At 42.3% G+C, this 25,206-nt stretch carries 23 protein-coding genes; 12 read left to right on the top strand and 11 right to left on the bottom strand.

The annotated features are described in order from the left end of the window. Position 1 precedes the first annotated feature (1 nt). From C4S61_RS12035 to C4S61_RS12055, 5 genes are read left to right on the top strand one after another with little or no spacing between them, the layout of a single operon-like run. Positions 2–655 (top strand): MBL fold metallo-hydrolase, encoded by a 654-nt coding sequence (locus C4S61_RS12035; protein WP_103925047.1) that lies wholly within the window; start codon positions 2–4, stop codon positions 653–655. Continuing rightward, positions 652–1,347, top strand: coding sequence for a CDP-diacylglycerol--serine O-phosphatidyltransferase (pssA, locus tag C4S61_RS12040; protein ID WP_103925048.1), 696 nt, complete (start codon positions 652–654; stop codon positions 1,345–1,347). The genes C4S61_RS12035 and pssA overlap by 4 nt, the downstream gene beginning before the upstream one ends. Next, the gene (porU, locus tag C4S61_RS12045) at positions 1,344–4,592 is read left to right on the top strand and encodes a type IX secretion system sortase PorU (RefSeq protein ID WP_103925049.1); all 3,249 of its coding nucleotides are present in this window, start codon (positions 1,344–1,346) and stop codon (positions 4,590–4,592) included. Before pssA ends, porU begins: the two co-directional genes overlap by 4 nt. After that, positions 4,589–5,809, top strand: coding sequence for a type IX secretion system outer membrane channel protein PorV (gene porV / locus C4S61_RS12050; protein ID WP_103925050.1), 1,221 nt, complete (start codon positions 4,589–4,591; stop codon positions 5,807–5,809). The genes porU and porV overlap by 4 nt, the downstream gene beginning before the upstream one ends. Further along, positions 5,809–7,080, top strand: a complete 1,272-nt coding sequence (locus C4S61_RS12055) for a M16 family metallopeptidase (protein ID WP_103925051.1) — start codon at positions 5,809–5,811, stop codon at positions 7,078–7,080. The genes porV and C4S61_RS12055 overlap by 1 nt, the downstream gene beginning before the upstream one ends. On the opposite strand, the gene C4S61_RS12060 is transcribed toward C4S61_RS12055, so the two are convergent. Genes C4S61_RS12060 through C4S61_RS12070 form a run of 3 tightly spaced genes read right to left on the bottom strand, consistent with a single transcriptional unit; the run spans position 7,081 to position 9,378 of the window. Then, on the bottom strand, positions 7,081–8,031 hold the full coding sequence (locus C4S61_RS12060) for a glycosyltransferase (RefSeq protein WP_103925052.1): 951 nt from the start codon (positions 8,029–8,031) through the stop codon (positions 7,081–7,083). 2 nt (positions 8,032–8,033) lie between these two features. Next, positions 8,034–8,963, bottom strand: a complete 930-nt coding sequence (locus C4S61_RS12065) for a hypothetical protein (RefSeq protein ID WP_235009951.1) — start codon at positions 8,961–8,963, stop codon at positions 8,034–8,036. Next, entirely contained in the window at positions 8,947–9,378 is a 432-nt protein-coding gene (locus tag C4S61_RS12070; protein WP_103925053.1) for a sugar 3,4-ketoisomerase, read from the bottom strand. The genes C4S61_RS12065 and C4S61_RS12070 overlap by 17 nt, the downstream gene beginning before the upstream one ends. Before the next feature lie 86 nt (positions 9,379–9,464). Here C4S61_RS12070 and C4S61_RS12075 point away from each other — a divergent pair, with 86 nt between their 5' ends. Beyond that, on the top strand, positions 9,465–10,091 hold the full coding sequence (locus C4S61_RS12075; protein WP_103925054.1) for an IMPACT family protein: 627 nt from the start codon (positions 9,465–9,467) through the stop codon (positions 10,089–10,091). Here C4S61_RS12075 and C4S61_RS12080 read toward each other — a convergent pair. Genes C4S61_RS12080 through C4S61_RS12090 form a run of 3 tightly spaced genes read right to left on the bottom strand, consistent with a single transcriptional unit; the run spans position 10,078 to position 13,314 of the window. Next, positions 10,078–10,683, bottom strand: coding sequence for a 3'-5' exonuclease (locus C4S61_RS12080; RefSeq protein WP_103925055.1), 606 nt, complete (start codon positions 10,681–10,683; stop codon positions 10,078–10,080). The genes C4S61_RS12075 and C4S61_RS12080 overlap by 14 nt on opposite strands. Further along, the gene (gene nhaC / locus C4S61_RS12085) at positions 10,680–12,137 is read right to left on the bottom strand and encodes a Na+/H+ antiporter NhaC (RefSeq protein ID WP_103925056.1); all 1,458 of its coding nucleotides are present in this window, start codon (positions 12,135–12,137) and stop codon (positions 10,680–10,682) included. The genes C4S61_RS12080 and nhaC overlap by 4 nt, the downstream gene beginning before the upstream one ends. 49 nt (positions 12,138–12,186) lie before the next feature. Further along, a complete protein-coding gene (locus C4S61_RS12090; protein ID WP_103925057.1) occupies positions 12,187–13,314 on the bottom strand; it encodes an NAD(P)/FAD-dependent oxidoreductase in 1,128 nt (375 codons plus the stop codon). A 76-nt stretch (positions 13,315–13,390) separates the two neighbouring features. On the opposite strand from C4S61_RS12090, the gene C4S61_RS12095 reads away from it, so the two are divergent. Beyond that, a complete protein-coding gene (locus C4S61_RS12095) occupies positions 13,391–13,870 on the top strand; it encodes an Mpo1 family 2-hydroxy fatty acid dioxygenase (RefSeq protein ID WP_103925058.1) in 480 nt (159 codons plus the stop codon). 21 nt (positions 13,871–13,891) lie between these two features. On the opposite strand, the gene C4S61_RS12100 is transcribed toward C4S61_RS12095, so the two are convergent. Continuing rightward, entirely contained in the window at positions 13,892–16,150 is a 2,259-nt protein-coding gene (locus C4S61_RS12100) for a patatin-like phospholipase family protein (RefSeq protein WP_103925059.1), read from the bottom strand. A gap of 197 nt (positions 16,151–16,347) precedes the next feature. On the opposite strand from C4S61_RS12100, the gene C4S61_RS12105 reads away from it, so the two are divergent. Further along, positions 16,348–16,839, top strand: coding sequence for a DUF4494 domain-containing protein (locus C4S61_RS12105; RefSeq protein ID WP_103925060.1), 492 nt, complete (start codon positions 16,348–16,350; stop codon positions 16,837–16,839). A 31-nt stretch (positions 16,840–16,870) separates the two neighbouring features. Here C4S61_RS12105 and C4S61_RS12110 read toward each other — a convergent pair whose 3' ends face one another. Beyond that, a complete protein-coding gene (locus tag C4S61_RS12110) occupies positions 16,871–17,482 on the bottom strand; it encodes a hydrolase (RefSeq protein ID WP_103925061.1) in 612 nt (203 codons plus the stop codon). Positions 17,483–17,562: 80 nt separating this feature from the next. Between C4S61_RS12110 and C4S61_RS12115 the strand changes: the two genes are divergently transcribed. Next, entirely contained in the window at positions 17,563–18,609 is a 1,047-nt protein-coding gene (locus C4S61_RS12115; protein ID WP_103925062.1) for a PAS domain-containing protein, read from the top strand. A 56-nt stretch (positions 18,610–18,665) separates the two neighbouring features. On the opposite strand, the gene C4S61_RS12120 is transcribed toward C4S61_RS12115, so the two are convergent. After that, positions 18,666–19,538 (bottom strand): SDR family oxidoreductase, encoded by an 873-nt coding sequence (locus C4S61_RS12120; protein ID WP_103925063.1) that lies wholly within the window; start codon positions 19,536–19,538, stop codon positions 18,666–18,668. Positions 19,539–19,616: 78 nt separating this feature from the next. On the opposite strand from C4S61_RS12120, the gene C4S61_RS12125 reads away from it, so the two are divergent. Next, positions 19,617–20,417, top strand: a complete 801-nt coding sequence (locus tag C4S61_RS12125) for a hypothetical protein (protein WP_103925064.1) — start codon at positions 19,617–19,619, stop codon at positions 20,415–20,417. Between the two features lie 49 nt (positions 20,418–20,466). On the opposite strand, the gene ahcY is transcribed toward C4S61_RS12125, so the two are convergent. Together ahcY and C4S61_RS12135 are read right to left on the bottom strand one after the other, a co-directional pair. Continuing rightward, positions 20,467–21,786 carry an adenosylhomocysteinase gene (ahcY, locus tag C4S61_RS12130; protein WP_103925065.1) on the bottom strand — a complete coding sequence of 440 codons (1,320 nt, stop codon included), beginning with the start codon at positions 21,784–21,786 and terminating at the stop codon, positions 20,467–20,469. A 76-nt stretch (positions 21,787–21,862) separates the two neighbouring features. Next, entirely contained in the window at positions 21,863–22,627 is a 765-nt protein-coding gene (locus C4S61_RS12135; RefSeq protein ID WP_103925066.1) for a biotin--[acetyl-CoA-carboxylase] ligase, read from the bottom strand. A 58-nt stretch (positions 22,628–22,685) separates the two neighbouring features. Between C4S61_RS12135 and rsfS the strand changes: the two genes are divergently transcribed. Together rsfS and ftsH are read left to right on the top strand one after the other, a co-directional pair. Continuing rightward, positions 22,686–23,033, top strand: a complete 348-nt coding sequence (rsfS, locus tag C4S61_RS12140) for a ribosome silencing factor (RefSeq protein WP_103925067.1) — start codon at positions 22,686–22,688, stop codon at positions 23,031–23,033. A 67-nt stretch (positions 23,034–23,100) separates the two neighbouring features. Beyond that, on the top strand, positions 23,101–25,155 hold the full coding sequence (ftsH, locus tag C4S61_RS12145) for an ATP-dependent zinc metalloprotease FtsH (protein WP_103925068.1): 2,055 nt from the start codon (positions 23,101–23,103) through the stop codon (positions 25,153–25,155). The last annotated feature ends 51 nt before the right edge of the window (positions 25,156–25,206 follow it).

Consider the following 25,206-nt stretch of genomic DNA (forward strand, 5'->3'; position numbering starts at 1 on the left):
AATGCTCCACATTAAATCATTCACCTTCAATCCATTTCAGGAAAACACCTACCTGGCCTATGATGATCAGGGAGAGGCAGTTTTGATTGATCCGGGATGTCATAACTCCCAGGAGCGAAGTGAATTGGAAGATTTTGTACTGTCAAACAAATTGAAAGTGCGAAATCTGCTCAATACACACTGCCACATCGACCATGTTCTTGGCAACGCTTGGGCAAAAAACCGATTCAAAATCCCACTTTGGATTCATGAAAAAGAGATCCCGTTATTGAAATCTGTGGAAGTATATGCCCCCAACTATGGATTTCAAGGGTATGAATCTGCAGAGGCCGATCACTACTTGGAAGTGGGCCAGGAATTTAGGGTCGGGGAGGAATCTTTTAAAATCCTTTTTGTACCGGGTCATGCTCCGGGTCATGTGGTCTTTTACCATGAGAAAAGTAACCAATGCATTGCAGGAGACACGCTTTTTAGGGGAAGCATTGGCAGAACTGATCTTCCCGGAGGCAATCATCCTGTACTTTTGGAGAAAATAAAAACTCAACTTTTCACCCTACCTGAGCAAACTATAATTTATCCCGGACACGGACCAGCGACCAACATCGCTTTCGAAAAAATCCACAATCCATTTGTAGGAGAACGAGCATTTCAATGAAAATCAAAACCCAGATTCCAAATCTTCTCACCTTACTCAATTTGTTCTTTGGGGTAATGGGCATCATTTGGGTTCTCGACGGAAACATATTGTCCGGTGCATATTTTGTCTTACTGGCAGCAGGATTTGACTTCTTTGACGGTTTTGTGGCCCGCCTGCTCAAAGTCCAAAGCGATATCGGTAAAGAATTGGACTCCCTTGCAGATGTAGTTTCTTTTGGCGTATTACCAGGTTTGATACTTTTTATGATGGCAAAAAATCAAGCCGAACCTCAGTCTTTTCTCCCGTATTGGACTTTGATTGTCCCGATGCTGTCCGCCTATCGTCTGGCAAAATTCAATCTGGACACACGTCAAAGTGATCGATTTATTGGACTACCCACTCCATCCAACGCATTGTTTATAAGTACATTACCTTACCTTATGGCCCGATGGAGCATCTTCGAAAATTGGCTTTCCTCGCCCATTGTCCTGGTTATTTTGGCTTGGATTTTAGCACTTTTATTAGTAGCTGAGATACCCCTCATCGCCTTAAAGTTCAAAAGTCGCTCCTTTTCAAAAAACATTTTCCGCTATCTCCTCATTTTCATAGGTGTTGCCATATTCGCTTGGATCCAGCTTGCAGGCATCCCGCTGGTGATTTTGGCGTATATTGGACTATCTGTGGTCGAAAACGCAATTGGAAGTGAATGAGGAGGAAAGTTACAGTTTGGGTTTTAAGCCTTTTCTTGAGTCTTTGTGCTGAGCGCACTTTCTCACAGTCGGACTTTTTTCAATTCAAAATTCAAGCTCAGGGTGTGTATAAAATCACAAACGAAGAAGCTAAGAAACTGGGTTTTAGCACACTTTCAGAAATCAGCATTTTCGGCTATCCGGGAATGCTTCCTCAAAAACTTGATTCGGAACAGCTTGAATTACAGGAAATCCCAGCACAGGAGATCGAGGGAAGCTTATATTTTTTTCTCTCAGGCCCAAATAACATCACTTTTTCAGAAAATGGAATTCAATATTCACATCATTTATTTACAGATTCCTTAAATTTTCTGGTTGGAAAAAATCAAAATCCAAGACGTATTTTAAAATTACAAGCAAGTACAATACCTACCGATCCCGATCAGATTTGGTATCAACTTACGGCCTATAAAGAAGAAAAAACCAATATACTCAACTCAGGGAGAAATTGGTTTTCAGCTCCAATCCGACAGGGACAAAGCCTAAACATCAATTTGAGGCTGAATTCAGAGACTTTTACCCCGTGGATTTTTCATGGCAAATTAATGGCCCAATCATCTTCTGCCTCTACGATGAGCGTACTTTCAGGAAATGACCTACTGGAAGAAATTCCTTTCAGTTCGATCCCTAACTCGACTTATGGAATCAAGGGACGAGAAGCATATTTTGACTTTGAATTTAACCCATCATCCAATTCGCTGCCGCAAGTTCGTTTTACATTTCAGGGAACCGGAACCGAGTCAGCTGGATTTTTAGATTATTTTGTTGTAGGTGTTCCCTATTCCAACCCGAATCTCAGAGAAGGGATAGTCGAGGGGAAGACGCGCGGTGTTCTGTCTTTTCCCTCAGGACTATACGTCTGGGAAGTCAGTGATTTCTTTAATCCTTTGGCCTTTGATACCTCGTTCGGATCAAATGCACTGGGTAAAAAATGGGCTCTTTTTTCTCCGGAGAGAACGACTGAAATCAAGGAATTCAAGGCTATTAATATGAATTTGCGGGAGCCTGAGGCCTCTCCTGAACTTTTGATCATCACCCCGTCGCTCTTGCGTTCATCAGCCACCAAACTTAGCAATCACAAACAATCCATGGGTGTGAAAACTGCCGTAGCTAATTTGGATGAAATCTATCAATCTTTTGGCTATGGCAATCCGGACCTTACCGCTATCCGAAATTATATAGCCTATACCTATCAATCCGGTAAAACCCTAAAGAATGTCTTGATCCTCGGCAAAGGAACCTTCGACTACAAAGCAAAACTCGGCGGAAGACCCAATCTCGTTCCGATTTACAGCAGTCGGGAAAGTCTCAACCCACTCACCACTTTCAGTTCAGACGATTATTTTGGGTTGATTGACTGGAATCAGGGTTTTTGGGAAGAATCACGCGAGGGAGACGAACTGCTCCAAATCGGTGTAGGAAGGCTTCCCGCTATCAATTTTGCGGAAGCCAATGAAATGGTAGAAAAAATTATCCGCTACGAGACTAATCCAATCCGTTCACCAAAATCCGCTGCAGTTACATTGCTGGCAGACGATGCTGACAATAATATCCATGCAAGGGATGCTGAAGCGCATGCTTCCTATTTGACTGAGAATCATCCGGAATTTCATTTGAAGAAACTTTACCTGGATAGATTTGAACAGGAAAGCTCGGGAACAACGCAACGCTCCCCTCAAGCTAAGGATGCCTTAAAAAGCACAGTAGACGAAGGCACTTTGATCCTCAACTACATCGGTCACGGAAATGAAACAACCCTGACGGCCGAGGAAATTTTCAAGGTCTCGGATCTGGCTGATTGGGGCAAACAAAAAGATTTGGCACTTTGGGTGACAGCTACTTGCGAATTTGGCAGGCACGATAGCCCATTTATTAGATCTGCTGCGGAGGAATTACTTTTTGCTATTAACAAGGGTGCTGTGGCCTTGCTTACCACTGGAAGACCGGTCTTCAGCAGTGTGAATTTCGCGCTGAATGAAGCCTTTATTGAAGCGGTATTCCAAAAAAAAGAAGGACAATTTCAATCTCTCGGAGCGATTTTTAAGGACACCAAAAACCGAAGTCTGAATGGATCGCTAAATAGAAACTTTTCGCTTTTGGGAGATCCAAGCCTAAAACTTGCCCTCCCTGAACTTGAAGTCAAAATTTCATCCATCGAAGACGTTAGGAAAGAGATTCAGGCAGATACGTTAAAGGCTTTCCAGGAAGTACGATTGACAGCTGAAATCATCGATCCCCTGACCCAGGCTTTTCAGGCTGGATTCAATGGCGACTTCCAACTTGAAATCCGCGATAAGCCTGTGAAACTGGAAACATTGGGGGATGAGAGCAACCCATTTCAGTTTGAAGAAGAAGCGGTTTTGATCTTCAAGGGACAAGGCACAGTGGAATCAGGAATTCTTGAAGCAAGTTTTTTTATACCTGAAGGCATCAATCCTGAATTTGGCAGAGGGAACCTCAGAATTAGAGCATGGGACACCCAATCTGGGTTGCAGGCAATGGGAAGCATCAAACCCATCATCGGTGGGGAAGAATCCGCCAAGCCTCAAGACAATATCGGGCCTGAAATCAATGCCAAACTAAACGGTCAGAATTCAGGGCCATTTATTTTTTCTTCTCCCGCACTCGAAATTGAAGCAGATCTTTTTGATGAAAATGGGATAAACGTGTCCGGATTCATCGGTGGACAAGACTTGACAATTCAAGTGAATAATCAATCTCCCATCGTTTTGAATGAGGCGTTTCTTGCTAAAAACAACAGCTTTCGTTCAGGAACCTTTAAAATTGTTGTTACCGGGCTGGAGGAAGGTCAAAACACGCTGACCATTATTGCTTGGGATAATGTAGGGAATCAAAGTACTTCAACAATAACAGTGGAAATCAGGGGTAGCAATTCCATTCAAATCATCAGGCATAAGGTTTTTCCAAACCCGGCAACTACAGAAAGTAATTTTGAAATCAAACATAATCGACCGGGAGAAAACCTAAACTTGCTAATTGAAGTTTATTCAATAGCAGGTCAAATACTATTTTCAGAGTCTTTTCGTTTGCTACAGGCGGAAGAAAATATCCGTGATTTGTCATGGATATTTTTGCAAAACCAAACGAAATATCCAGCAAAAGGAACTTATATTTACAAATTAGAGCTTTACTCAGAATCAGACTTAACTATGGATTCGGTAAGTGGAAAAATAGTAATTCGATGAATAAAAAGGACGTAAGAAGCTGGAAAAGCATATTTTTAATTGTCTTCACCATTGGTGGTTTTTCCTCTTATGCACAAAACAGTGTAATTATTTCCGGTCAGGATCCCAACAGACGAGTCATCACTACGGCTGTTCCTTTCTTGAATTTTGCACCTGATTCACGGCATTCAGGAATGGGAGATGTCGGCGTAGCTACTTCACCGGATGCCAATTCCGCTCACTGGAATTCCGGTAAACTGGCATTTATTAAGGATGATTTAGGTTTTTCACTTTCTTATTCTCCCTGGCTTGGCAGATTAGTGAACGACATGTCCTTGAGCTATCTGACTGGATTTAAGAAAATAGACGAAAATTCAGCCTTTTCCTTTGATTTGAGGTATTTCAATATGGGCGACATTCAATTGACGGATCAGTTTGGAAACCCATTGGGTGAATTTAATCCCCGGGATATAGCAATTGGAGGGACTTATTCGAGAAAGCTTTCTCAAAATCTGGGGTTGGGTATTTCTGCACGATTTATTCATTCGAATCTATCAGGTAATATTTCCTCTGCGGGAGGTTCTGAAGCAAGGGCAGGAGTCAGCGTGGGTGCCGATATCGGACTATATTACCAGAAACCCATCTTCATAGGCACCAGAGATGGTTCTTGGTCGTGGGGTATGGCAATCACCAACATCGGTCCAAAAATCACCTACAACAGTGCCGAAGACCTGGATTATATTCCAACAAATTTTCGAATTGGTACAGCCTACTCCATCAATCTGAACGAACTAAATTCGCTAACTTTCGCCTTGGATTTCAATAAATTAATGGTTCCTACGCCTCCACTTTACAAAACCAATGAAGACGGAACCTTGGCAACCGATGAAAACGGAAACCTGATCATTGAACCTGGGAATGGAAAAGACCCAAATAGACCATTGATTTCGGGAATGTTCGGTTCATATTCTGACGCTCCGGACGGATTTGCGGAAGAATTGAGAGAATTTACCATTTCATTTGGTGTTGAATATCAATACGCGGAAAAATTCGCCTTTCGTACAGGCTATTTTTATGAAAACCCAAGCAAAGGTGGTCGTAGATATTTTACAATGGGTCTGGGATTTGACCTCAAAAAAGTTGGATTTGACTTTTCCTACCTAGTTCCACAAGTTCAAAATCACCCTTTGGCAGAAACCCTGAGATTTTCACTTCTCTACACGATTAACAGTAATTAATGCTTCTAGACAGATCAAAAGCACCTGAATACATCATTCCGGCTGGCTTTGAATTGACTGCCCCGAGTGTCAAAAAACTCGCTGACGGCAGATCCTTGTTTTTTGTCCACACCCCTAATCACAGCGCTGTAAAACTCGAAGTGATTGGTAAAAGTCAGCGGCTCAGTTTACCACTTGAAAAATCACTCATTCCCTCTGTGACCCTTCAAATGCTCACCGAAGGGACACGAAAGTTATCGGAATCACAACTCTCCGAATTCTTTGATTTCCACGCCTCAGAAGTCCATCCACTAGCTACCTATACCCATGAGGGCATGAGTTTGGTTACTACCAAAAAGCACTTATTTGACGTTTTACCCGTATTTAGCTCACTCTTTGAGCAAGCTACATTTCCGATGGAAAGTTTGGAAAAAAGGAAATCTCAACGGAAACTGGGGCTGAAAATGGAACGGGAAAAATCAGCCTCCCGGGCAAATCAATTATTTCGAAAGGCATTATTTGGAGCAAATCATCCATACGGCATGGAGGTGACTGAAGGTCACGTGGATACTATTCAGCAAAAAGATCTTTTCGATTATTATCAAACCAGCCTACTCTCAGATGCTGAATTCTTTCTTTGTGGCGATCTGACTGAAGCTGAACTGGAGGAAACACTAATCGTTTTGAATGAAATTCCCCTGAGAAATGGAAATACTCCTAATACCCTGCCCGATAGTTTGATGACTCCGAAGATTCTTGAAGATCGACCCCAAGCTTTGCAAAGTAGTATTCGGCTTGGAAATTGGTCAATCCCCAAATCACATCCTGATTTCCTTGCCCTTTCCGTATTTAATACAATTCTGGGAGGGTATTTTGGATCCCGTCTTATCAAAAATATCCGGGAAGATAAAGGACATACCTACGGAATCAATTCCTCACTGTCTGAGATCGGTGATAGGACTTATTGGGTAATTGGAGCTGATGTAAAAAAAGCGCATAAGGAAGAAGTAATAGCTGAGATTTATAAAGAAATCGACTGTCTTGCCAATGTTCTCATCTCCAATGAAGAGCTTGAAGTAGTCAGAAATTACATGATTGGACAAATGATTGGAAGATTCAGTTCGTCATTTGACTTGATCGACCGATTCAGAGCTGTCCATCATTCGGGTTTGGATTTTGATTTTTATGTGAAAAAACTCGAATTCCTGCGGGAATTTAAAGCGAAGGATATACTTGAAATCGGCAAAAAACACTATAACAATCCGCCTTTTATAGAAGTAGTGGTAGGGTAATCAAGTCAATTTCAAATACATCCAGGATAGATCCCAGCCTTTTTTAGCCCAAAGTTTATAAATCCAAAATTTCAAGCCCTTCATTCCTATTTCTTCTCCAAGGACTACCAATTCTCTGGCAGGTCCAAAATTCGCCGACCAGAGCGCATGCTTTAATTCATAGAGAATTCTCTTTTTAAGAGCTTTATTTTCTTCAGGATAAATGTTCATCCCCCGGATTTTGGAACAAACCTTTACCGTACTGGGGAGCATTTTGGATTGATAGACTTGGTATTGTAAGGCTGACATAGACCTGCTATGTTTCCGTTTGAGCACACCGATGTGATCGGAAAATACTACCGGGTGATTTCTGGACAGCCTAACCTGAATATCAAAATCTTCATAATATAAGGATTCATCATATCCTCCCTCTTTTATAAGTATTGCCTTATTAAAAACTAAAGTGGGCGAACAAATAAAATTACGCCGAATCAGCGTTTCATAAATATTACTTAGTTCTATTTCTTCTATTAGTTGTCCAGCATTATTTCTTTTGTAAAACGTCCTGACTTCTCCCATCTGATCCATAATATAGGCATCTGAAAATACAAACGCAGCAAACGGAGCCATTTTCAATACTTCTAGGGAGTGGGAAAGATGATCCGGATAAAGGACATCATCTCCGGATAAATCAATCACATAATGCCCTTTGGCCTCAGCAAGAATCTGGTTAAACAATTGACAATAAGGTTGCATTTCCTCATAAAAGACTGGGACCACAGACAAAAGGCCTGAGGATTCATTGACCCAATTTCTTATTTTTTCGGCCGTTTTGTCAGTACTTCCATTATCCACAATGATCAGTTCCTTGGCATAATAATCCTGGGACCTGACACTTTCGAGGGTCTCTTCAATCCACTCTTCGTGATTGAAAGCGATGCAGATGACTGTGACCAAATCTGTATTATCCATTGCTAAAGATTCAAAGTCCAGGTGACTTTATTACTAATATCGTTGGAAAAACGGGATTTAAAGAAAATGAGGCTATGATTAACTTCGGAATCCAAATCCGAAGACCCCAAATCAACAAAGTTAAGTTTCTGATCAGAAGCAAGTTGAAATAGTTGAAAAAGACACATTTCTCCCAGATTCTTGATATTGGCTTTTGGTAAGGTCCCCGAAAGAAAATAATAAATGGAATCAGGCTGCAATTTGACCCCAAGCGCATGGGCCATCGCAATACCTTCCTTGTAAATACTGATCAAGAAATATCGTTCAGGAAAATCCGAAACCTGGCTGATTAATCTAGTCTCATCAAACAGAATCGCATAGCCTCTTGCCTGATTCCACGTTTTGATTTCCTGAAGGAATCCAAAGTTCTGAATAGAGCCCATCCGAATCTTCAAACCCAATTCCTTGGATTTCGCCAGGTACTTAGCGCCTTCATTTTGGACGAGTCTTTTAATCTTCTTTTTCCCGATGAAAAATTGATGACTCAGGATTGACACTTGCTTGAATCCCAGCTTAAACAAAAGGTAATTGATCAAATCAAAGTTTGATTCATAAGGTTTGGGAGGTTGGATTATTTTTATGCTCGAAATTCTGCGTTGCCTTAATTCAATTATGACGGCTTGAATGAATCCCTCCAAAGAAACAGAAGAAATATTTTCTTCAGTCCAAATCCCTCCAAAGGGAGACTGAGGAAGAGAAATTGCCTCGTAATTATCAGAAATTGCCAAAGTCAATGAAGCCTTTATTTTTCCCTTTTTCATCCACCTGAAGTCCAACTGGCTGGGAAAACCCATCGTCCCACAATTGCGGAGAAAGTAGGAATCCCGCTCTCCTAAAGAAGAAACTACAACTAATTCATGTGCTTCTGACTTTCCTTTATTGTAAGGTTCCAAAGTAGTCTCGGTCTCTGATATAATCCTTTTCTGAAAAAACCCGGTCCCCGAGTCCCAAGAGCACTGCACCTGAGGAAAATTGAATGGAAATCCAATTTAAAGGAGGCACAAAAAGCCCAACATTTGGTTTGTCAAGCTCAAAATGGAATACATTTCCTCCAAAACCATCGACCTTAATTTCAATTTTACCAGCCACTGCCACGATCACTTGTGATTCCTCTCGATGGGCATGATTGCCTCGTGACTCACCTTCCCTCACTCCGGATATCCAAAAGCATCGAAGCACTCCCTGAGGGAAAAGCTCCCTATTTTCCCAAAAATGTACTGATCCATTTTCCTTGATATGCCCCGGAATTTCAATCAGGCGGGGAGCTCGATAGGATAATTTGATTTTATTTAAGGCTTCACTTGACATGGTTAAAATTAAGACAATTCAGGTGAATGGGCGGTTAGCATAAGGTTAATTTTCTAATTTCGGACTTTCATTTCTCTTATTTCCTGATGCATATCTCATCCGAAAATCCAGCTCAATCCGATTCCTATTTTACGCTGTCAAGATCGAGCAAAGGGTTATATAAAGATCGTGGAAGTAAGTTTTTGTATTTCGGATTTCCTGTCCATTCTGAGGTGGAAATCAACTCAAATTTAGCTTCGCTTCGAAAAACTTATTTTGACGCATCACATCTTTGCTATGCCTGGGTATTGGGAAGAGACGGCTCGGTGTTCAGAGCAAATGATGACGGAGAACCCAACCACTCGGCAGGAGATCCTATCCTGGGACAGATCCGGTCCAAACAGCTCACCAACGTGCTACTTGTGGTAGTTAGGTATTTTGGCGGCACCAAACTGGGAATCAGTGGATTAATTCAAGCCTACAAAACTTCAGCAGCACTGGCAATTGAAGAAAATGAAATCTTCCAAGAATGGGTAAAACTCCAACTCGAAATGACCTTTCCCTATCCGATGATGAACGAAGTCATGAAGCTGATCAAAGCCAACCATCTGGAAATCCTGGCTCAGGAGATGACCCTGGACTACAAAATCACCTTATCGATGAGAGAAAGTCTGAGGGATCAGGTTCTTGCTAAACTGAAAGAAATCGAAAACTTGTCGATCAGGATCTGTTAAAAAGCTCATCCAGGAAGCCTTCCTCACGAAGAATATTAAATATCTCCAAGCAAGCCCAAGCATCGGTCGCAGCATACCGCTGTTGCCTTTCGGTAAGTATTTCCGATTCCCAATTGGAAACTTGTTCTGATTTGGAAATTCGGATTTTCAAAACCATACCACTGAGATTTCTTACACCCACGTTGTGGAATCCCACTTTTTTGAGCTCGTCATTCAGATCAAAAAAAGATTGCGGATAAAAACTGTCTGTCAGTTTTCCGAGTCCTTTCAGATCATCATGGACAGCCGCACCGATTTTGACCAAATCTTCCTTTTCCATCAAATTTCGAAGGGGAACAGGAAATCCTATTTTATTTAATCTGAAAAGAAAGGCTTGTTTAGATGTAGAAAGTTGCAAGAGCGATACATGGTTAAACTGTCCTTTTTTGAAAGAGGGTTTCGTTTCGGTATCAAATCCGATGATACGCTGCTCTTCGAGAAAGTCGACTGCCTCGTCTACCTGATCAGGATGATCTATCAAATAAATCTCTCCCTCAAACTGCCCCAATGGCAGCTCATTTACCTCTTCTTTGCTAATGCTGTAAGGAATCATACCAACTCTTCTTCCGGCTCGTAATAATTGATCCCAATTTTCAAATAACCATACAAAATGGTCATAAAGGGACTGATAATATTGAAAAAACAATAAGGTGCGTAAGCCAAAGTGGCCACTCCCAAAACGGATGCTTGGGTCGCGCCACAGGTATTCCAAGGGACTAAAACGGAAGTCACTGTAGCTGAATCTTCCAACGTCCGACTGAGATTCTCAGGTTTAAGTCCTCGCTTTCGGTACACATCAGCATACATTCGGCCAGGCACCAAGATGGCCAGATACTGATCCGAAGTCGTGATGTTGAAAAACACACAGGTCGCTGCTGTGGAAGCAATGAGAGACCCCACTGAATGGACTTTTTTGATAATCGCCTCTGCCAACACCCGTAACATTCCACTTTCTTCCATTATCCCTCCAAATACCATCGCGCAGACTATCAACCAGATCGTATTGAGCATTCCAGCCATTCCTCCAGTGACCAAAAGCTCATTCACAATCGCATTGTCCGTCACTATGCCAATCTCCCCGTAGAGTGCCATCATCACAGCTTTGAATCCAAGGTAAGCATAGGACCCGGTATCATTGGCAATTATTGCCACAGTCTCCGGCTGGAAAATCAAGGCAAAAAGTCCGCCAAGAAGTGCCCCTGTAAGCAAGGCCGGAATTGCGGGTACTTTTTTTACAATCATTCCCAAGACCGCAAGTGGCACAATGAAAAGCCAACCTGAAATATTGAAATTAGCGGCTATCGTGTCTGAAATAGCCTTGACATCAGCTACACTCCCGGCTGTTTCATAATTCAGACCTATGATTACAAACAGAATCAGCGTAATCGTAATCGAAGGCACGGTAGTCTTGGCCATATATCGGATATGGGTAAAAAGATCAGTTCCCGCCATGGCAGGAGCAAGATTGGTTGTATCACTGAGTGGCGACATCTTATCGCCAAAATAAGCGCCTGAAATGATTGCTCCTGCAATGATTCCTTCTTCAAAGCCCAGCGCTTTTCCGATTCCCAGCAATGCAACCCCCACCGTGGCGACTGTCGTCCAGCTACTTCCCGTGGCTACTGATACTACAGAACAGATAACACATGCCGCTACCAAAAAGATCTCCGGGCTGAGAATCTTCAAGCCATAATAGATCATCGCCGGTACTATACCACTCAGTAGCCAAGTACCTGCCAAGGAACCAATAAGGAATAAAATTAAAATGGCACTCATCGAAGAACTGATACTCTTGACAATTCCATCTTGCAGGATTTCCCAGTGAATCTTAAGGCGAAAAACCGCTATACATCCTGCCACTACTGAGGAAAAAATCAAGACCATCTGGTTGGATCCTGATAAGCTATCGGTCCCGAAAATCTGAATATTTACAACCAGCAGGATAATTAAAAAAACAATGGGAATAAGCGCATCTAGGATACTGGGAGCTCTTTGCTGTACTTTCATTCAGATAATCCAGTGGTTTGAAAGGTTTGAATCTAAGGAAAAAAATCAATTACATTTTTGAAAGGAGCTGAGAAAGTTCCTTTCCTACCTGCCAGCCTATTGCCACTCCCATGCCTCCAAGCCGAACAGCCACTGCGGTTTTTTCCCCAATGGGTTGAATCAATGGACTCTTCTTGGGCCCAAAAGCCATGATGCCGGTCCACTCCATCTCCCACTCAATTTCCTGTCCCGGAAAAATCACCTCCTTAGCCAAGTTTTCCAGGTGACTTTTGATTTTGGGGTTGGTTTCAAACTCCAGGGATTTTTCACTTTCAAAATCTTTGTTTCTAGCTCCACCCAACAGCAATCTACCGTCAATTTCGCGGAAATAAACGTAGCCCTTGTCTAAGTGAAAGGAACCCTTCCAAGGGATTTTATGATTCAGGGGTTTACTCAGGAGGATCAGGCCCCGACCTGGTTCGAGTTCAGACTCCGGCCAGAGCTTTTTGGAAAATGCATTGGTGCAAATGGCCACTTTTTCTCCCTTGAATTCAAAAACTTTACTCTTTCCTGTATTTTCTGCCAAGACAATACCCGCATCATTTTGAATTTCCACTACCGAAACTCCCGTCAGAATTTTCACACCCATCCGGGAGGCCTTTTCCCAAAGAGCTCCCAAATATGCTCCAGGATCCAATTCTCCTTCAAAATGATTCTCCACGATCATTTTCACCCGATTGGAAAAGCCTAATTTCTCCGACTTTTTGACAATAGAATAAACGTCCTTTTTGAAAATCTTTCTGAGCATTTTATTGACTTCTCCGATTTGGTCAGCCGCCGAAAGATTTCCCTCCTCCAACAGCTCAAACCCATGGGTATGCTGATAGCGAAGTGTGTTATCTCCAAATATTTTTCGAATCTGTTGTAATCCCTTGTATCTACGCTCTACCAGCGCACTGACTTCTTTTGGATTCATACTCCAAAAATCATCCAATATTTCAGTCAAACTACCAAAACATGCAAAACCTGCATTTTTGGTGCTGGCACCTGTTGGAAATACACCCTTCTCCAGTATTAAGACAGTCGATTTTGGGTGTTTCTTTTTGTAATTAATTGCCGTGGAAAGCCCCGTAAACCCAGACCCAATTACAATCAGATCATAGCTAAAGAAGTTTTTTTGCTCCCAATAACTAAACATTTTTTATAAAATTGTTTAAAAATTAAAATGAGTTGCTTAATTTGAATCGAAACTAGCTTAATTAAACCCAAAAGCCATGAGAAAAATTGATTTGCTACTCGCAGAGTATGGCGAAAGTCATCGCAATCACACCAATAAACTGATCCATTGGTTTTGTGTTCCTGCCATTTTTTTCAGTGTGGTGGGACTCCTCTTCAGTATCCCTTCAGGACTTTTGCTAGAGCCGCTTTCGTTTTTGGGCAACTTCTCCAACTGGGCAACCATTACCTTGCTGGCAGTATTGATTTACTACATTTCACTCTCAGTTCCGCTGAGTCTTGGCATGTTGTTTTTTTCTGCCTTGTGCCTCGCTTTGGCTAATTTTCTCAATATTGCTTTTCCCGGAAAACTCTGGATCATCTGTCTTGGCATCTTCGTTATTGCATGGATTTTCCAGTTTTTCGGTCATAAGATAGAGGGTAAAAAACCCTCATTCCTGAAAGATGTCCAGTTCTTGTTGATTGGCCCAGCTTGGTTGATGCACTTCGTCTATAAAAGAATCGGGATAGCCTACTGAATCTGATTTGAATTTATAATCTTAATTCAGCGGGAAAATTTCTTTTATCCGATCCAAAGCTTTTTTGTTTTCGAAGGACTCAATGCTGGAGATGATTGATTTTTTCTCTTTTGCAGTCAATCGCCAGTTTAAGGAGGCCCGCTGCATCGTCTCCTGCGAGCCTGAGAGTTCCTGTACCTGCACCTTCTCCGGAGCATATTCAAATTCGATGCGCTCCATTTCAAACGGCATGGATTCGTTCATATAGTTGTATAACACCTCATTTTGAATGGTTTGCACATTGCCCCAATTGATATAGATGTTTTTCAAAGGATTGAATATTTTTTCAAAAATCCTCGGAGGCTCCGTTTGCGGAATTTCCGTCGATTTCTCAGAATCCCGGATAGAAACAAGCACTACACCTCCGGTATTTTTTGCAATCCAATCCTGAAACACATACAAAAACCTCAATGCATCCTGTATTCCAAAATTATCGGACAATCCGGTATCCATCGTTTCCATGGCGGGCACAGATGGCAGTTCGACATTGGGTGTGATAAAGGGAAAAGTGGCACTCATACGCAGTGCGCTCAAAAACCTGAGATTTCCCGGATCGTGAGCGGCAAAAAATCGAAGAAAATCGATGGATTGCTTTTTCTCATCCGGACCGGTTTTTCCCATCCTAGAGGTTCCCAGGTAAGACATGGAATGCGGTGAAATCACTAATTTTCGTCCATCATTAGTCACAAGGGTGGTGACGGGCAGCAAAGGGATTTGGGCATCAAACTCAGGCTTTTTATAGGCTATCAGCGGCTTATCCAGGATCGAACGTGTATTGGAATTGAGTTGATTTTCAAACGCAAAACCCCGATCCTTTAAATGACTATATCCTCGATATTCAAACCGTTGATTTCGAATAAAAAGGTCATTGACCAGGAGGGTAAAGATGATTGGGTTGAGGTTATCCGCGGACAGTTGATCCAAAAACTCCGGATCAGTAGGATCAATCTTCGGATCGGTGAGTGACCTGAGGTAAATTTCTCTGAAAAATGCCTCCCCCAATACCCCTCCTGAGGCCCCAGTATACAATTCAGTATGTTTGGTAAGCGCTCCCGCTGTTGCTTTATGGATAGTCTGTAGGACATGTAGTGTCCAAAGTGCAGCTCGTTGTCCTCCTCCACTGGCTGCCACTAAGACCAGCTTCGGCAAGGAATCGTTGGGGAATTTTGATTTCCAATTAGCCAGTATCTGAAGGGTATTTTTACGATCCTTTGTCAAGGTATCCGGATGAACCAGTGAATCAAGTTTGGCCAGGGTGTAAGGCGTGGGATCGATGGTGTAATTTATCCCAAATGCCTCGTGAGGTCGGTTCAAGAAAGAAAAATTTGAAAAATAATTTACTAAAAACAGCATCAATACTACCACCAAAGTCGCCCAACTTCTCAACCAAAAACTCAACGCCCCTACCAGCATGACCAAAATCGACAATAACAAAGTGGCACTCATGGCAGCCGGAAACTGAAGAATTTCTTTCTCTTTGAAAAAACCCAAAAACAAGACAAAAAGGATTAGAAAACTCTGAATGAGAAAAAGATTAAGATGATTTTGGTCAAATACCCTCAATAATTTTTGAGCATCAAACCGGGCTAAATCCGGCCGTACATCCCTCAGTCTTAATCCAAGATCCAAGTAGGTAATGACTTGATCCTTTTTATTCTTGATCTCCTTGTATTGACTTAAAACTGTAGCTCTTGTCAACCGAACATTTCGGAGTCTCTTGTCCAGGTTTCCCGCGAAAAGAATAAAAAAATCTTTGTTGGTAAATGAAAAGTACCCGAAAATAAGGCCAAAACTTACAATACTTCCGAGCGTGAATCCAAAGTAAAATTCTAACACCTCCCAATCGGAAGGGAGATCGTTATCCAACTGAAATACAATGAATTTAATCGTATAGACCAGGTAAAAAAGTAAGGGAATGACGGAATTATTGACACAAAAGTGAATGAATGGCTTGGGTACGACCGCCAAAAACTTAAACTGCCTTCCATCCAAAATGTAGGTGGTCATGTGGAAGGCCATGGTCAGAACGGCTAATCCCACTCCCATCAGAGCAAAACTCAACCAGGAAACTTCATGAAGATACTCCGGATCCAAAAAAAGAAAGGGAATGCCCAGCACAACTCCAAACTGCTCCAAAATCACACCTGCCAAAATCAGCCAAACCAGCAGTAGCGCTAGATTTTTGCGAAGATGAAGCAGAAAAAGCTGAACTGGAAAGCTGAATAGAATTCGTTCTCTCATGGGCTAATTGTTGCAAACAAGTTAGACTTTTTTGAGAAATCATCCCGATTAATCCAGCCAAATTAGTTTGTATAACTTTATAACCTGAAAGTCAATATTTTGATCCTGTTCTAACTTTTATTTAAAAGATATCCGATCAAATCATTCGTAGCTTTAGCATAGAAAAAGTACCTTCGAGGCGCTAAAAAAATATAAAAATGAGAACCTGGTTTTTGTGCAAAGTAAAGTACGCAAAAGAAAATGAAGAGGGCTTGTTGAAAAGCATTTCCGAACAATACTTAGTGGATGCTGTGTCATTTACAGAGGCAGAAGCGATCCTTTACGATAGACTGGGATCGCAGATTAGAGGGGATTTTCAGGTTACCGGTATCAGCAAAAGCAACATTGTCGATGTATTCTTCTTTGAGGATGCAGATCAGTGGTACAAGTGCAAAATCACCTATCTCATCGCCGATGGTGACAATGGCAAGGAGAAAAAAGTAACCCAATACATGATCGTGACTGCCGAGGATTTGCGTCAGGCATACGACAGAATCCAGGAAAGCCTGAGTAACATGCTTGTGAGTTTTCGGGTCCCTGATATTACCGAAAGCCCCATTGTAGAAGTTTTCCCCTTTGAAAAAGACGAAGTGGCGGAGCAACTTCCTCCCGGCAATTTCAGACCGGTCAATTCCATCGAAGAAGAATAAGTTCAAAAGCCACCCATCGAGGTGGCTTTTTTTAACCCAAGTCTGCCGCTCCTTGATTTGAGATCACAAATTGAATAAGCTCCTCTACGGGGATACCCGCCCGTGAGCTGGCGTCCGCTATGTCTTCCCTACTCACTTGAGCAGCAAAAGTCTTATCCTTCAATCGTTTTTTTACGCCTTTGACCTCCATCCCTGTATAACCTTCCGGGCGCATCAGTGAGTAGGCATGAACAAATCCGCTTAGCTCGTCAAAAGCATACAGCATTTTATCTATCTCATGCTCTGGTTCTACGCCAAAATACCTCGGCCCATGTGAGGCAATAGCTCGAATGACTTCAGGATCAATTTCTCTTGCTTCGAGTTCCCCGATTATTCTTTTGCAATGCTGCTCCGGCCACTGATCCCAATCAGCATCATGAAGCAAACCTGCCAAATACCACTTTTGTACTGTCAGGTCATCAAACCCTTTCAAAGTTGCAAAAACCTTCATCAAATGTCCTACCTGCTTCATGTGAACCTTGAGTTTTTCATTTTTGACCCAATCGTCCAAAAGCATTTTAGCCTCTTCCCGGGTTAAAATTTTTCCAAGATTCCTTGGATCTCCAAAACTGGTCCTGCTTAAAAAAAGCGAATTATATTCCATTATAAATATATTTTTATGTATTTTAAATAAATTTTATTGCAATACGTACTTGAAACGAAGTAATCAATTACATTTGTCAAATGCAAAGTTGGGATTCGATCCAAGTCTTGAGTAACCTCGCCATTACCTCGGAATATTTCCTACAGGTGACCTTAGATAAGTCAGGAAAGGTATTGTCTTCGGATTCCGGCATAGGCCCTATTCCCTCACTTTTCGACCATAAAGAAAAACCCATCTATTTCTCGGATTGCTTTTTGGCTTCTGATTGGTCAAAATATGAAAATCAACGAATAAAAGCTTGGAAAAGCAGCCATCAATCTTTCCTTGTCGATTTACAAAAAATCAACCATCCTGATGAAACCACGGTACTAACTAAATGGGAATTTTTCTTCATCACTGAAGATTTTGGCACTTGTCTGGGACTTGGACATCCTCTTGACCCTCTTCGTCCTTATAATCTGGGGCTTGGTGAATTCATCGATGGAACCACCAACAGTAATGAATTGGTCGACATCCTTCTTGAAAACAAACTTTTGGGTTTTTGGGATTTCGACCCTGAGTCCAAAACTGATTACATCAGCAGCGGCTTGGCTCAAATGCTCGGCTACACGGAGGAAGAGATAATTCGCATGAAGAACATTTCGTGGAAAAATCACATCCATCCGGATGATTATCCCGGAATGATCAAAGACTTGGCTTTACACTTCAAAACGACAGGCAATCTTCCATTTCGAAGGGAGTTCAGAATCATTTCCAAAGGAAATCAAATCAGCTGGGTCATCAGTTTTGGGAAAACAACCAAATGGGATGAAGCCGGTCGACCTAGGAAAATGCAGGGACTGCTAATTGACATCACGGAAAAGAAGAAACAGGAAATCTGGATGAAGGAACACCACTATTTTCTTCGTGATTTAGCCTTTCAGCAATCCCATTCTTTACGGGCTCGGGTGGCTAATATCCTTGGGATTTTGGAGATTCTCGATATAGAACAGCAAACACCCGAATCCAGGAAGCTGCTCGAAATCCTCAAAAAAGAATCCACTCAACTCGATCAGGCTTTGAAGAAGAGTATAAAAGAATCAGTCAATCAAAATAAATCCTGGGAACGCGGTATTGGCACCGAATAATTACAAATTTCTTATTTTCCACTTTGCCTTCAGATAGCCCCAAACTACGCCGGGGCTCATGACTTTTTTCCCCTGGAAGCCTCCATCATGTCCCACATTTCTTGAGGTATTTGATCCAGGTTATTGAATTCGCCGGCTCCCTTAAGCCACTCCCCTCCATCGATAGTGATCACTTCACCATTGACATAGGCTGAAAAGTCAGATACCAGGTAGGCCGCAATGTTTGCCAACTCCTGATGTTCTCCCACCCTACCCACGGGCACTTTCTTCGCCGGATCAAATTTCTTAACCAAATCGCCCGGCAGCAGTCTGCTCCATGCCCCTTCGGTGGGAAATGGTCCCGGTGCAATGGCATTGGATCGGATTCCATACTTGGCCCATTCTACCGCAAGTGACCGGGTCAACGCCAATACACCAGCCTTAGCCGCAGCAGAAGGAACGACATAGCCCGAACCTGTCCAGGCATAGGTCGTGACAATATTCAAAAATGTACCGGGCTGTTTTTGAGCAATCCAGTCCTTACCGGCTGTAAGTGTTACTTGTGAAGTACCTTTTAATACAATATCCAAAACTGTATTAAATGCATTTGTAGAAAGACGCTCTGTAGGACTTATGAAATTTCCGGCGGCATTGTTGAGTACCACATGAATGTGTCCAAGTTCAGTTTTTGCCCTTTCCCACATTGCTTCTACCTGATCTATATCACGCACATCACAAGCTACGGGAATGACTTTTCCTCCATTTTTTTCCATCATTTCCCTGGCAGTCTTCTCCAAGACATCCAGCTTGCGGGAGGTGATCACAAGATTTGCCCCAAGCTGCAAAAAATACTCCCCCATAGATCGGCCAAGACCCGTTCCTCCACCTGTGACAAGAATATTTTTGCCTGCCAGCGCTCCATCCCGGAGCATTCCTTCGTTAAATTTCATGAAGTCGATTTAATTTGATCCAGCCCAAGATAGCAATCAGGCGCGGTAATTGAAAGGGGTTGTAAATACGGTAACCCTATGAAAAATCTCCTGTTCTTCTCCTTTATTTTACTCTGTTATACTTCCTGTACAGAGGATGTCAGCCGAAATATCACTACGGACTTAACTCAAGAGGCGGATCAGTTCTTTAGTTTTTCGGAAGCATTGAGTGAAAGCAGTTACCTCGCAAACATTTCTTATTCTGATTATTTCAGAATTTCTTCGGAGGATTTGCCCGGCTGTCCTACCATTATTCGAAGGACTGCAGATCGGATTATTGAACTTGATTACACTAATTCACAAGATTGTGATCAGCAAAACAAGACGCCAAGGAAAGGGAAAATACTACTTGACTTTGCACTGACCAATACTCCTGACTTAAGTTGGACGCTCACATATGAGGGGTATTCTTTTGATAGTACCAAAATTGAGGGCAAAAGAAATTTCTCGAATCCTTCAGTGGGTGAAAACACCGAGACAATTGAAAATCTCAAGATTGAACTTGAAAATAAACTTGGCTTTAATGTCTCCGGATCATTTTCCTATTCTATTGCCCGATTAAGCTTAAGGCCTTTTGCACTGAGTACCCGCGGAAGAGTAGAAGGAACAAATCCAGCGGGAAGAGAATTTACCTTGGCGATCACAATGCCGAAAGAACAACTTTTTTCCTGCTACAGTCAAGGTTGGGAATTGCCCCAAACTGGAAATGAATCCTGGATTATTGCACGCAGTCCTTCCCGTAGTTTGGACTATTTGGTCAAGTTTGAAAATAGAGAAGGCTGTGACCCAATGGTGATTTCCACTCTGCCTGATGGAAGAACGCTTCAGTTAAATCCATAAAAAAGCCCCGAATTTCTCCGGGGCCTCTTCAAGCAACTTTTACTCTGTATTAATATCTGTAATACTCCGGCTTGAACGGTCCCTGAACCTCCACTCCGATGTATTTTGCCTGATCTTCTGACAAGGTATCCAATTCTACCCCTAGCTTGGCTAAGTGAAGAAACGCTACTTTCTCATCCAAGTGCTTAGGAAGTACGTAGACTCCAGGCTGATAGTTTTCATGATTTGCCCAAAGCTCAAGTTGAGCCAAAGTCTGATTGGTAAATGAATTTGACATGACAAAAGAAGGGTGTCCTGTCGCACAGCCCAAATTCACCAATCGGCCTTCAGCCAAGACAATGATTTCTTTTCCGTCCAAGTCATACAAATCCACCTGAGGCTTGATCACGTTTTTGGTATGTCCGTAGTTTTTATTCAACCATGCGATGTCTATTTCATTGTCGAAGTGGCCGATGTTACACACGATCGCTTTGTCTTTCATGGATTTGAAATGCTCAGCAGTGATGATGTTTTTGTTACCGGTAGCGGTGACGATGATATCGCCTTCTTTGACGGCATCTCTCATCTTTTTCACAGCAAAACCATCCATAGCGGCCTGAAGCGCGCAAATAGGATCGATTTCCGTGACAATCACCCGTGCACCTGCTCCCTTGAGCGAAGCAGCAGATCCTTTTCCTACGTCGCCATATCCGGCTACGACTGCTACTTTTCCGGCCATCATGACATCCGTAGCGCGTCGAATCGCATCTACCAAAGACTCCTTGCAACCGTATTTGTTGTCAAATTTGGATTTGGTAACTGAATCGTTCACATTGATTGCCGGCAGAGGAAGTGTACCGTTTTTCATTCTTTCGTAAAGTCTGTGAACTCCGGTAGTCGTTTCTTCGGACAAACCCCTGATTCCGGCCACCAATTCTGGATACTGATCCAAAACCAGGTTGGTTAAGTCACCGCCATCGTCCAAAATCATATTTAATGGCTGTTTTTCTTCACCGAAAAATAAAGTCTGCTCGATACACCAGTCAAACTCCTCGGCAGTCTGCCCTTTCCAGGCATATACCTGGATTCCCGCTGCTGCAATTGCAGCCGCTGCGTGATCTTGAGTAGAGAAAATATTACAGGAAGACCAAGTCACCTCAGCACCTAAAGCTACCAAAGTTTCAATCAAAACTGCAGTTTGAATCGTCATGTGAAGACAACCTGCAATTCTAGCGCCTTTCAATGGCTGTGAGGGACCAAACTCCGCTCTCAAGGCCATTAGGCCTGGCATCTCCGCCTCTGCCAATCTGATTTCTTTTCTCCCCCACTCAGCGAGTGAGATGTCTTTTACTTTGTACTGAATGAATTTTTCAGATTTAATTTCTGACATATTATTGATAGTTAAAGAATTATAATCTTTTAAAGACTGCAAAGTTACCGCTTAAAGTTGGGAATAGAAAACCGCATCAAAGATTTGGAAAGGTGATTTCTTTCAATCCAAAAAATCGCTCAGTTCCATCCCTCAGCTTGATTTGAAGTTTACCGTCTTTGGAAACCCCAGTGATTTTTCCTTCAAATTTGTCTTCGTTTTCAGAGAAAACTTCCCAAATATCTTTTAGAAATAAGTGGATGAGATACTCCTTTCGGATTTCTTCCATTCTACCCTTTTTCAAGGCAATGTATCCTTGTTCAATATGGGCGATCAATAACCGAAAGAGCTCCTGAAGATCAAATTGACCTCCGGTAATCAAAGACAAGGAAGTAGCCTTTTTGTTTTCAAAATGACGTTGATTGATGTTCAATCCAATTCCCACCACAGCAAATTCCCAGGCCAGCGAGTTGATGATGTTCTCTATGAGCACTCCTCCGATTTTGCCACGGCCAGGAACCACCAAATCGTTTGGCCACTTGACCATCAAATCCGGTAGGTAGTCATTAAGCATCTTTCTTATACTATTGGAAATCATCATATTAAGAAAAAATTGCTCGGACACATCCAGAAAATTAGGCTGCAATACCAATGAAAAAGTTAGATTTTGACCCGCCTGGGTTTCCCATGTATTCCCCCGCTGTCCTTTCCCTCGGGTCTGATGATCACAGATGACAACCGAGCCTTCTTTAGCTACTTTCTCACGGATGAGTTCGATGGCTTTGTCATTGGTAGAGTGACACTCTGACAGGAAAAGGACATCTTTCCCCAAAAAAATCGTGTTGGCAAGAATTTTATACATTATTTTTAGGTTGGGCTAACAGAGTTAAAATTATCGTCCTGTAAAATTAAATCAATATATGACAGCAGAAGCGCTGAGCAAGGTTATCGTCAAAGGAATGGAAGAAAAAAAAGCTTCGGATATTTTAGTTATGGATCTAAGAAAAATAAAAAATTCGGTAGCTGACTTTTTTGTTATTTGTTCTGGAAATTCAAATACTCAACTTGAAGCAATTTCAGAGTCTATTGAAGAAGAAATCAAAAAAGCCAATGAGAAACCTGCAAAAAGACTGGAAGGTAAGGCCAACGGTGAATGGGTGCTGATGGATTATTTTGATGTGGTGGTTCATATTTTCCTCAAAGAAAAACGAAACTACTACGGTCTGGAGGAACTCTGGGGTGACGCCAAAACCACCCGAGTCAATTGAAATTCCGGATAAACTTTCAAAAGGTTAATCCGTTTTAGCATAAGTTTACAGAATTACCATAAATGCGATGAGCGAAAAAAATAAGAATAAAAGTTTTGTCCCTAAAGCACCCCAAAAACCCAATTTTCAACTATGGTTGATTATTGCTGCTGTCATGGTACTTCTGGGTTTGACATGGATTCAACAGCGTGGAGCAGTGATCGACATCACTCAGAGGCGATTTGAGGACATGTATATGGCTGGAGATATAGCCAAAGTCGTGATCGTGCGAAATATGAATCGCGTGGACATCACGCTGAAGCCAGCGGCCTTACAAAATGCAAAGTATAAAACCGAACTAGAATCTAATTCTTCCTTCTTCAACCCAACAGGTCCACACTATTCCCTGCAGGTGACGACTTCAGATAAATTCCAGACGGACTTTCAGGCTTTGGAAGAAAAAGTGCCTGAGGAAAGTCGGATTGGAGCCTCTGTCACCAATGAAGAAAACTGGAGCAGTTACTTTGGAAGTTTTGGTTTTCTGATCCTTTTGTTTGTCTTCTTCTGGTTTATGATGCGGCGGATGGCTGGACCATCAGGTCCCGGTGGACAGATTTTCAATGTAGGCAAATCAAAAGCACAGCTTTTTGATGCTGAAAATAAAGTCAAAATCACCTTTGACAATGTCGCCGGATTAGATGAAGCCAAAGAAGAGATTCAGGAGATCGTAGAATTCCTTAAAAATCCGGGCAAATTCACCAAACTGGGTGGTAAAATCCCGAAAGGTGCGCTATTGGTAGGCCCTCCAGGTACAGGTAAGACGTTGCTGGCAAAAGCTGTAGCTGGCGAGGCCGGAGTACCGTTCTTTACCCTTTCAGGTTCAGACTTTGTCGAAATGTTCGTCGGTGTCGGTGCAGCCCGTGTGCGTGACTTGTTTAAGCAAGCCAAAGAAAAAGCACCTTGTATCATCTTCATTGATGAGATCGATGCCATTGGTAGATCAAGAGGAAAAGGCCAAATGCCCGGTTCAAATGACGAGCGGGAAAACACCTTGAACTCACTGTTAGTAGAGATGGACGGCTTTGGTACAGACTCAGGAGTTATTGTACTTGCCGCCACCAACAGACCTGATGTGTTGGATAGTGCTTTGTTGAGAGCAGGTCGATTCGACAGACAAATCTCTATTGACAAGCCGGATATCAACGGACGCGAGGCTATTTTCAAAGTGCACTTGAAGCCAATCAAAATCGCCGATGATATCGATCCTAAAAAATTGGCAGCACAAACTCCGGGATTTGCAGGTGCTGAGATTGCCAACGTGTGTAATGAAGCAGCTTTGATCGCAGCGAGAAGAAACAAAACTGCGGTGGACATGCAGGACTTCCAGGATGCAGTCGATCGGGTAATTGGTGGACTGGAAAAGAAAACAAAGATCATTTCTCCAGAAGAAAAAAGAATCGTTGCCTACCACGAAGCAGGTCATGCCGTAGCGGGTTGGTTCTTGGAGCATGCCGATCCTCTGGTCAAAGTAAGTATTGTCCCTAGAGGGGTAGCCGCCTTGGGATATGCGCAATACTTGCCTAAGGAGCAGTTTTTATATCAAACCGAACAGTTGATCGATGAGATGTGTATGACCCTCGGTGGACGTGCTGCCGAAGAGATCATCTTTGGAAAAATTTCTACTGGAGCACTGAGTGATCTGGAGCGGATCACCAAGATGGCTTATTCCATTGTCTCAGTATATGGAATGAATGAAAAATTGGGAAATGTCTCTTACTATGACAGCAAAGCAGATGGGTATAAAATGACCAAGCCCTACTCTGAGGCTACGGCTGAATTGATCGATCAGGAAGTAAGTAAATTAATTCAATTGGCTTACAACCGAACGATTGATCTTCTCAAAGAACATCAGGAGCACCTTGAGGTTCTTGCCAAAGAGCTTTTAGAAAAAGAGATCCTTTTTCAGGCAGATCTTGAGAAATTGATTGGAAAGCGACCTTTTGCGAAAGAAACTACCTATCAGGCATTTACTAACAAAAAGGATAAAGTCGTAATCGATCAGGATGTGGTTAAGGATGATATCGCCCCTACAGAGCCCGCGGCTGAAAAAAAAGAAGAAGCTGAAGTAAAAACAGAAAATTAACGGTAAAAGCCCCAAGCAGATTGGGGCTTTTTTATTTTTGCCCCACGATAC

Origin of the sequence: Algoriphagus boritolerans DSM 17298 = JCM 18970 (assembly GCF_900108085.1) — a bacterium.
In the GTDB taxonomy this organism is placed as follows: domain Bacteria; phylum Bacteroidota; class Bacteroidia; order Cytophagales; family Cyclobacteriaceae; genus Algoriphagus; species Algoriphagus boritolerans.